This window comes from Enterovibrio gelatinilyticus (assembly GCF_028683095.1).
Taxonomy (GTDB): domain Bacteria; phylum Pseudomonadota; class Gammaproteobacteria; order Enterobacterales; family Vibrionaceae; genus Enterovibrio; species Enterovibrio gelatinilyticus.
In genome coordinates this window covers 73,770-81,074 of the sequence record NZ_JAJUBC010000028.1, presented here as the reverse complement: position 1 = coordinate 81,074, position 7,305 = coordinate 73,770, and the positions used below count along the sequence as shown (strand labels likewise).

At 44.6% G+C, this 7,305-nt stretch carries 9 protein-coding genes; 6 read left to right on the top strand and 3 right to left on the bottom strand.

From position 1 onward, the window contains the following. Positions 1 to 118 precede the first annotated feature (118 nt). The 6 genes from LRP50_RS19930 (at position 119) to LRP50_RS25760 (ending at position 3,292) form a co-directional block, all read left to right on the top strand. Entirely contained in the window at positions 119 to 667 is a 549-nt protein-coding gene (locus LRP50_RS19930) for a hypothetical protein (protein ID WP_274166200.1), read from the top strand. A gap of 136 nt (positions 668 to 803) precedes the next feature. Next, positions 804 to 983 (top strand): hypothetical protein, encoded by a 180-nt coding sequence (locus LRP50_RS19925; RefSeq protein ID WP_274166204.1) that lies wholly within the window; start codon positions 804 to 806, stop codon positions 981 to 983. A 260-nt stretch (positions 984 to 1,243) separates the two neighbouring features. After that, positions 1,244 to 1,723, top strand: a complete 480-nt coding sequence (locus tag LRP50_RS19915) for a GNAT family N-acetyltransferase (RefSeq protein WP_274166199.1) — start codon at positions 1,244 to 1,246, stop codon at positions 1,721 to 1,723. Between the two features lie 137 nt (positions 1,724 to 1,860). Continuing rightward, positions 1,861 to 2,160 carry a MafI2 family immunity protein gene (locus tag LRP50_RS19910; RefSeq protein WP_429741718.1) on the top strand — a complete coding sequence of 100 codons (300 nt, stop codon included), beginning with the start codon at positions 1,861 to 1,863 and terminating at the stop codon, positions 2,158 to 2,160. A 311-nt stretch (positions 2,161 to 2,471) separates the two neighbouring features. Further along, positions 2,472 to 2,801 (top strand): DUF4926 domain-containing protein, encoded by a 330-nt coding sequence (locus LRP50_RS19905; RefSeq protein ID WP_274166197.1) that lies wholly within the window; start codon positions 2,472 to 2,474, stop codon positions 2,799 to 2,801. A 131-nt stretch (positions 2,802 to 2,932) separates the two neighbouring features. Beyond that, positions 2,933 to 3,292 carry an Imm8 family immunity protein gene (locus LRP50_RS25760; protein WP_420791241.1) on the top strand — a complete coding sequence of 120 codons (360 nt, stop codon included), beginning with the start codon at positions 2,933 to 2,935 and terminating at the stop codon, positions 3,290 to 3,292. A 208-nt stretch (positions 3,293 to 3,500) separates the two neighbouring features. On the opposite strand, the gene LRP50_RS19900 is transcribed toward LRP50_RS25760, so the two are convergent. The 3 genes from LRP50_RS19900 to LRP50_RS19890 form a co-directional block, all read right to left on the bottom strand. Then, entirely contained in the window at positions 3,501 to 4,520 is a 1,020-nt protein-coding gene (locus LRP50_RS19900; protein ID WP_274166196.1) for a substrate-binding domain-containing protein, read from the bottom strand. A gap of 191 nt (positions 4,521 to 4,711) precedes the next feature. Then, positions 4,712 to 5,323, bottom strand: a complete 612-nt coding sequence (locus LRP50_RS19895; RefSeq protein ID WP_274166195.1) for a response regulator transcription factor — start codon at positions 5,321 to 5,323, stop codon at positions 4,712 to 4,714. Beyond that, complete coding sequence (locus tag LRP50_RS19890; protein ID WP_420791242.1) at positions 5,323 to 7,065, bottom strand: sensor histidine kinase; 1,743 nt, start codon at positions 7,063 to 7,065, stop codon at positions 5,323 to 5,325. Before LRP50_RS19890 ends, LRP50_RS19895 begins: the two co-directional genes overlap by 1 nt. Between the last annotated feature and the right edge of the window lie 240 nt (positions 7,066 to 7,305).

The following is a 7,305-nucleotide window of genomic DNA, read 5'->3' as shown; positions in this document are numbered from 1 at the left end:
CATTAAAGCTGGACGTGTTAAACGCGGGCGAATTTTTAAAAAAAGCCACTGTGATTGCATTGGCTTAAATTTTTTCAAATAGGCCGCTTAAGGCAACGTTGGATTATTTGGAGAAATAATGAAATATATTCTACTTCTCATATTAATTACTTTCACAACGCATGTTTCTGCTGCATTAAAAGAGTACAAGCTACCTACTGCTGAAGATGGCGAAATTGTATTTATAGTTGATGACGAAACAAAACTCCCTGTAAGTGCCTCTGATGATATGGCTCGTGTTATCGAAGGAGCACTTACATTTTTGCCTAAAAATCCGGGAGAATCATTAAGATGGACATGGCAATATAGAATTCAATTTTTAACTGATCAAAAAGTTAAGTCAGTGGTTATTGAAGATGAGCGCGATGAAAAAATAAAATTGCTAATTGAAGATGATAAACCATTGATTGTAAATAATGAATGGACTGGCGTGGAAAAGAGTATGCACTTAAGTAAGTCATCTTTTGAAATGATGAAATCCGAAGAGACTTGGCTTCTATTAAGAAGAGTAAGGATTACTTATGAAGATGGCCAAGAATCTAAACTACATCAAATGATAGTAGTTACTCAACCAATGCGTATTGATATATTAAATGAAACTATCGCTGCGCTAAAAGCAAGAGAATAGAAATCGTATCTTGTGAAATAAGTGAAAATCTAACAAATAAGAATAAGTGTCGCGCAGTCGATACTTTATTTGGGTGTTGGACAAGCCCGTTGCTGCTTTATTAAGTCAATTTCTCGGGTGAGCGCCGGATGGATGTATGCCCGCCATTCTCCTTATTCTGTTCGCCTTCGGCTACCTCGGTCGAGTGACGCCCACGCAGACCATGAGTCGTTCCCCGCACGTTGGACAACATCGCGTCACGGGAATGTTTAGCCGTGGTCATGACGCTAAGGGAGCGACCGAGTTTAGTGAGCGTAAGGTTAGCCCCATCGAGTGAGTATTGAGTCGCAAGTATCAGAGACTGAAGCCGTTTTTTATGAATAGTGGGACATTGATTTTGTAGAGTATCTTGTAGAATTTGAATATCGCACATCGTTCATCTCTTTTGGTGGAATGTGGTTTTTGGCGAAATTCATTAGATCAAAAGGGTCGATGCGCGTCATTCTCATTGTTTAGAAAAGAGATTTTGTGGGGATTCGCTAGATTGCAACGTTATGTGAAACGGTATCAACTCAACTTCAATAGAAGCTTTCAATTATGGATGTAGTATTTACCCCTGTAGACCTCGAAAGTTCAGTGAGCACCTGTATAGCATTTAGAAAAGATGCGTGGATCATCAGTCATGGCACTGAGGAGGGGTTTTCAAAAGAAGAGGCGGTACGTTGGTTTCGCTCAATAAAGGAGGAAAGCCCATTTGGATTTTTGCATATATGGTATGAGGGGATAGTTGTTGGGCAACTGGAGTTCATGTCAAATATCAAAACCTCAGACAACCAAAAAGCTGGTTATGTAAATTTGTTCTATCTCACTCCGGAGTACAGAGGTATAGGTTTAGGGCAAATAATCCATGATTACGTCATCAATGAGCTAATAAAAGCTAAATGCATCGGCGCAATGTTACGCTACATCCCCGGTAATGCCGGAGCAGAGAACTTCTACCTGAAAAATGGGTGGTACAAGTCGGGTGATGCTGAACCGAAACGTGGTCAGCTTATGCGTAAAGATTTCATAAAATAGTTTGTATAACAATAGCTTAAGTGGGGATGAAAAACACTGGGCCATTTTCTGGTCTTTTCAAATTTTGGCGCTTAAGGTGGTTGTTTCGAGTGAATCGTGTTTTTTAGCCCCTTAAGACGACGTTAAGCATCAAAATCATGTGTATCGATATAGCAAAGAGTGTCCAGAGAGCAATGCTTGGTGAAGTTCCGCCAACGTTAAGATATGTCTATGCATCTTTAGAGTCAGGTATGCTGAGCTTTCACGCTGTCTTCACCGACGATGCCACTGATGACCATCTTGAGTCTGCTAGTTGCGTGTTGACTGAAGTGCTAGCTGATTGTCCAGCCACAACTCAACTTTGTGAAAAAATTGAACGTAATAGCGCAGCACCGTGGAAAATCGGAACTGGCGAAAATTTATTGTATTTAAGGTACGGTGAACTCGACAATGTTTAATAAAGCAATCAAAGGCGCCACTTCGAGGCTGGACCTACATTCCGCGGCTTCGCCGCTCACCATTGAAGGTGTTGCAAACAAGACATCAATGGCTAGGAAAGACCAAGCATCCTGCGGGCTGTTTGCAAAGGAAAAACGCGAGGTTCGGCTAGTCAAATAGATTGGGTGCTAGCTTTATAACAAAGGTTGTCAAGGCGGGCGCAAAACATCTCCGCAAATTTTTTATATCAACTTATGGCGTTTACGGTGACTTTCTTGCGTGAAGCTTATGTTTTACGCACCTTAAGCCGACGTTATGTTTCAGGAGAGTCATGGCTTTTACTAATTGCTCAAGGTGCGGCGAATCATTTCATCTAAGAATCACCTCTTCCGAGTCAATTGAGGAATTGAAACGAAAAGAGGATGCCGGCGAAGTCCTTTGTATTAGCTGTTTCAGAACAATCAAAGAACATGATGTAGTCGAGATAATATCACTGAACAAAAACGTTCCAGAGGCTCAGATCGGCGATAGCGGTGCAGTTGTGATGGTACATGATAATCGAGCTTTTGAAATCGAATGTGTGCTCAGTGATGGCTCTGCTAAATGGCTGGGGTCATTTAGTAGAGAACAAATAAAGTGGTTGCAATCACCCAATGAGTAAATCACATAACAATGGCCATCAACGGGACACTTTGTCAATGCGGCAGCTTTTCAAAGTGTTGTGAATACAAAAGATTAGCGCAGTTTTGGGCGGTTTGGTAAGCGCCCGTTATTGCGGCGTTAGGGTTATATATGAATGTTGAGCTACTTGGCATATCAAGTGATCAGTTAGAGCCTGTTGATTCGGGGTATCCTGAAAATTTCGAAAACTTCGATATTTTATTCGAACTGGATTTATGCTTCGAAAATCATCAAGCAGACAGCGTGCATTTTGAGTTTTATGTAGCGTCTCCCAAAGCTATGAGTTGTCGTCCAATAAATTGCTTTTCACCCCCGACATTAGTTATCGAAGAGTTCGATTGGGACATAATAAAAAGCCAAGTGTCAAAGTTGCTTAATCATGCGAATGCTTCAAAATCATGGGTGGAAGTAGCTACAAGATTAAGTGGCCAAATTAGGCCAGTAAGCTTGAGTTGTTTTCCATGGTCTTAACCCTAACAAATAAGAATAAGTGTCGCGCAGCCGACACTTTATTTGGGTGTTGGACAAGCCCGTTGCTGCTTTATTAAGTCAATTGCTCGGGTGAGCGCCGGATGGATGTATGCCCGCCACTGATTAATCACCAAGCAACTGTGTCATTACGATAACTACCAAGCGAAAATGACGGGGCTGAATTGGCGTACTTTTTTGTTTCTGGTGGTCATTGAACCGATGCGACGGAGTTTCGACGCACAAGCGTCGGAGAGAAAACGATGGCTTCAGGTTCAACCGATTCAGAGCGTGCCAAAGCTAGCGCTAACCGAGCCGCTTTATCTGCCATCATTTGAATGGGATAACGCACCGTGGTGAGGCGAGGGTGAACGTAGCGAGCAATTAAACCATCATCAAATCCCATCATGGAGACTTGCTCAGGCACTTTGATGCCATGCTCATCCAACACAGATAGCGCACCAGAAGCCATGTAATCGTTGTAAGCGACTACGCCCGTTATCTCCAAAGACTGGGCTATAAGACGGGTCATGGCGACTTCGCCACCTTCGCTGTTTGGCTCGTTATATTCGATGTACTCGTTGTGTTCGACATCGTTGCTTGAGAGCGAAATATCGTGGTCGCTCAATGCTGCGAGATAGCCAGCGACGCGATCGGACGCATCTTCGATATCATGCGAAGATGCAATGCACGCGATCTTGATATGACCCTGTTGGATGAGGTACTCCGTTGCCAGATAAGCCCCTTTGCGATTATCCAGCGAAATACATCGTTCGGCTAATTGTGGAATGTGTCGGTTGATGATCACCATTCCTTTTACTTCTTGCGCATAGCCGATCAATTCTTCATCGGATAAGCCCTTTGAGTGGATAACTAACGCCTCGCAACGGTTGTTGATGAGTAGTTCAATGGCGTTGCGCTCTTCTTCCGCTCGGTGATAGCCATTGCTAATCAATAGATGCTTGCCGTGTTCATGGGCAACGTTGTCCACGGCTTTCACTAAGGTGCCAAAAAAGGGGTCTGAAACATCACCCACCAATACGCCAACTGTGTTGGTACTTTGACTGACCAGTGCTCGCGCTGCTGCATTGGGACGATAGCCGAGTTTACTCATCGCGTTGGTGACGGCGTTAATCGATGATTCGCTCGTTTTTGGTGATTTGTTTATCACTCGAGAAACCGTCGCGACAGAGACGCCTGCCTCCCTTGCTACATCCTTGATCGTTGCCATTTGTCACCTCATATTTCGTTGACGTCATTAAACACGGTTCGATTCACTGACGCAATTGAGGGGCGAGTTTCATTGCAGCGTATGTGATGCTCACTGGCTGCTTAATGAATATTGAGTAAAAGTGAAGGTGAAGATGGCGCGTGATTGGAAGAACCGCAACACAGTGTTTATGCGCACCTATCGCAGACGCATTAAAGTTTGTTCTGTTGAATAAGCGTACTGAGCCTAAGCACCAAATCTGCCACGTTGCTGGCTTCGAATTTTTTCATCATGTTGCCGCGATGAACTTCAATGGTTCGCAAAGACACACACAGTGTTTTCGCCATCTGTTGGTTGGTTTGGCCTTTAAGCACTTCTTTCAACACTTCTTTCTCACGTTCGGTGAGGCTGGCGTATTTCTTCTCGACGCAAGCATGGCCTTGGCGTTGATAGGAGTGAACCAGTGCTTTGTCTATGGCCCTCGCTAGCTTGTCACCGTCAACTGGCTTTTGAAAGAAATCGATCGCGCCGTCTTTGAGCGCGTCAACGGCCATGGGTATGTCACCGTGGCCTGTTAGAAAGATAATCGACAATGGACTTTTGGCTTCAATCAGCAAAGACTGTAGCTCTTGTCCGCGCATTTCTGGCATTCGGCTATCAAGCACGATACATCCGGGGTGTTGAACATCTACGCGTGCAAGAAAGTCAGGGCCTGAACCAAAGTCCTGAATGATAAAACCATAGGTTTCGAGCATGAATACCAACGATTCTCTTACCGCGTCTTCGTCGTCAACCACATAGACAGGCCCAGTATTGTTCATCATTATTTTTGTTCTCTTTTAATGGGAATGATCACTGTGACTTCACAGCCTTTAGGACGAGCAGGCTGGATAATAAAGTGACCGTGGTGCGCATCAATCACGTCGCGACAAATGGCCAGCCCTAGGCCAAGACCGTCTTGTTTAGTGGTAAAGAATGGCTCTTTGAGGGTTTCCTCATTGGCCTCTAATCCAATGCCATTGTCTGCAACACGAATAACAATGTCATTCTCGCCATACAAGAGTTCAACACTGACACCCGGCGAAGTATCCCATTCCAGATTGGCTAAACAGGCTTCTTTAGCGTTGCGCAGTAAATTGAGCATCACTTGTTGCATGCCAATGTAATCAAACTCCCCTTGTATTGGCGTGCCTTCTTCGGAGAATTTCAAATCGATTTTCAGTGCTTGGAAATCAAACTCGATAAGCTCCAATGACTCTTTAATGAAGGCGGCTGGGTCACAGATAACACGCTCACTCGGGGTGCGTTTGATAAGGCTTCGCAAGCGTTGAACAATATCGCCAGCCACGCCCACTTGCTGGTGAATCTTGCCTAAAAACGGTGCAAGTTCTTCGGCAGTCATGCCCTGATCCAGACGTCGTTGAATGCCTTCGGAATAGTTTTTTATCGTGCTCAATGGCTGATTGATTTCGTGAGCGATGCTGCTGCCTAGTTCCCCAACAATCATGGTGCGTTGAGCATGTTCCAGCATGGTGTTTTTTTCTTTGAGATCAAACAGTGTGCGCTCTAAGTCTTTCTTACTGCGGTTGAAGTGATATTCGAGCCAGAAGTGATAGACGTTGAGAATGATGAGAAAGAGCACAATCCCAAAAGTAATCAGTTGGTTTTTCGTCAGCCATTTGAACAAACCTTCTTGCCAGCTTGCTTGCAAGGGGTGCATATCAAGGTGCTGAAACACTTTGTCTACGTGAACGGAGCTAGCGGGTAAGGTCCAGCCAATGTTTCCAGCCGCAGCGGCTGCTTTCGAATATTCCGGCAAAGACAACAAGGCTTGAGTGACTTTTTTGCCAATTTCGTTAGATGCACGTGTTGTTTTAGCGAGTGTCCAGTTGGGATACAAAGCGGTTGTGACGGCGCAAACGGAGTCATGTGGGTGCTTTTTTTCAAGCACGCGGAACTGGTCTCGTTGCAGCAAACCTTCTTTGACCATGTTTTCCAATGTACAGGCTGGAACAATGGCCACATCAAGCGATTTGTCGAGTACGTCTAACAGTAACTTGTCTGTAGGTGGCCCAGTAAATTGGATGTTTCTAAAGAATGATCTACTGAAAAAATCGAGCTTATCTAGCTCATACCGTAAGGCAAGAAACCCGCCAAACGCCTTCTCAGAAACGGCAGCGATAGAGGCGCGTTCAATATCTTTTAAGGTTTGATAGGGTGAATCGCTACGCACCACGACAACTGACGCGATGGAGTGTGTTGAATTACTGCTATACGCCGTTTTTTGTGTTGCTAGCCAATTGAGCTGATATTGACGCGCAATTTTAGTGGCTTGTCCTGGGCTGGTGAGCAAAAAGTCTAGCTGATTGTGCCGAAATGCGTCGTCGAGTTCGTCGAAGTCATACGTGTGCATCTCAAACGTTGTATTTGGGATTTGGGACTCAAGCCAATGCAGTGTTGGCTGCCATGATTTTTTCGCGTGGTCATCCCCGCGTAAAGCCAAAACACCGACATCGTAGTGTTGTATAGCCCCGGCCGTAGCCGGACACGGACAAAAACAACAAATACCGATGATGATAAATAAAGCCGCCTTGACGCTAAATAGGGGCAACAGGCGTACGAAAAATCCAGACAAAAGTAGGTTCTACATAGGAGCGATATCGACTGGCGCGAATCATACCTGATTAAACCCCAATATTTATGTTGTTTTAGATCAAATTACTGAAGATATTGTGGTTTACCACAATATCTTCCCCCCCATTAACAACGCACAATCCGTGCTACTGGCTCTTGGCAGCCAATAAAG

Coding starts and splice junctions, on each gene's coding strand:
- LRP50_RS19930 (WP_274166200.1), top strand. CDS start 119: ATGAAATATATTCTACTTCTCATATTAATTACTTTCACAACGCATGTT.
- LRP50_RS19925 (WP_274166204.1), top strand. CDS start 804: ATGCCCGCCATTCTCCTTATTCTGTTCGCCTTCGGCTACCTCGGTCGA.
- LRP50_RS19915 (WP_274166199.1), top strand. CDS start 1,244: ATGGATGTAGTATTTACCCCTGTAGACCTCGAAAGTTCAGTGAGCACC.
- LRP50_RS19910 (WP_429741718.1), top strand. CDS start 1,861: ATGTGTATCGATATAGCAAAGAGTGTCCAGAGAGCAATGCTTGGTGAA.
- LRP50_RS19905 (WP_274166197.1), top strand. CDS start 2,472: ATGGCTTTTACTAATTGCTCAAGGTGCGGCGAATCATTTCATCTAAGA.
- LRP50_RS25760 (WP_420791241.1), top strand. CDS start 2,933: ATGAATGTTGAGCTACTTGGCATATCAAGTGATCAGTTAGAGCCTGTT.
- LRP50_RS19900 (WP_274166196.1), bottom strand. CDS start 4,520: ATGGCAACGATCAAGGATGTAGCAAGGGAGGCAGGCGTCTCTGTCGCG.
- LRP50_RS19895 (WP_274166195.1), bottom strand. CDS start 5,323: ATGATGAACAATACTGGGCCTGTCTATGTGGTTGACGACGAAGACGCG.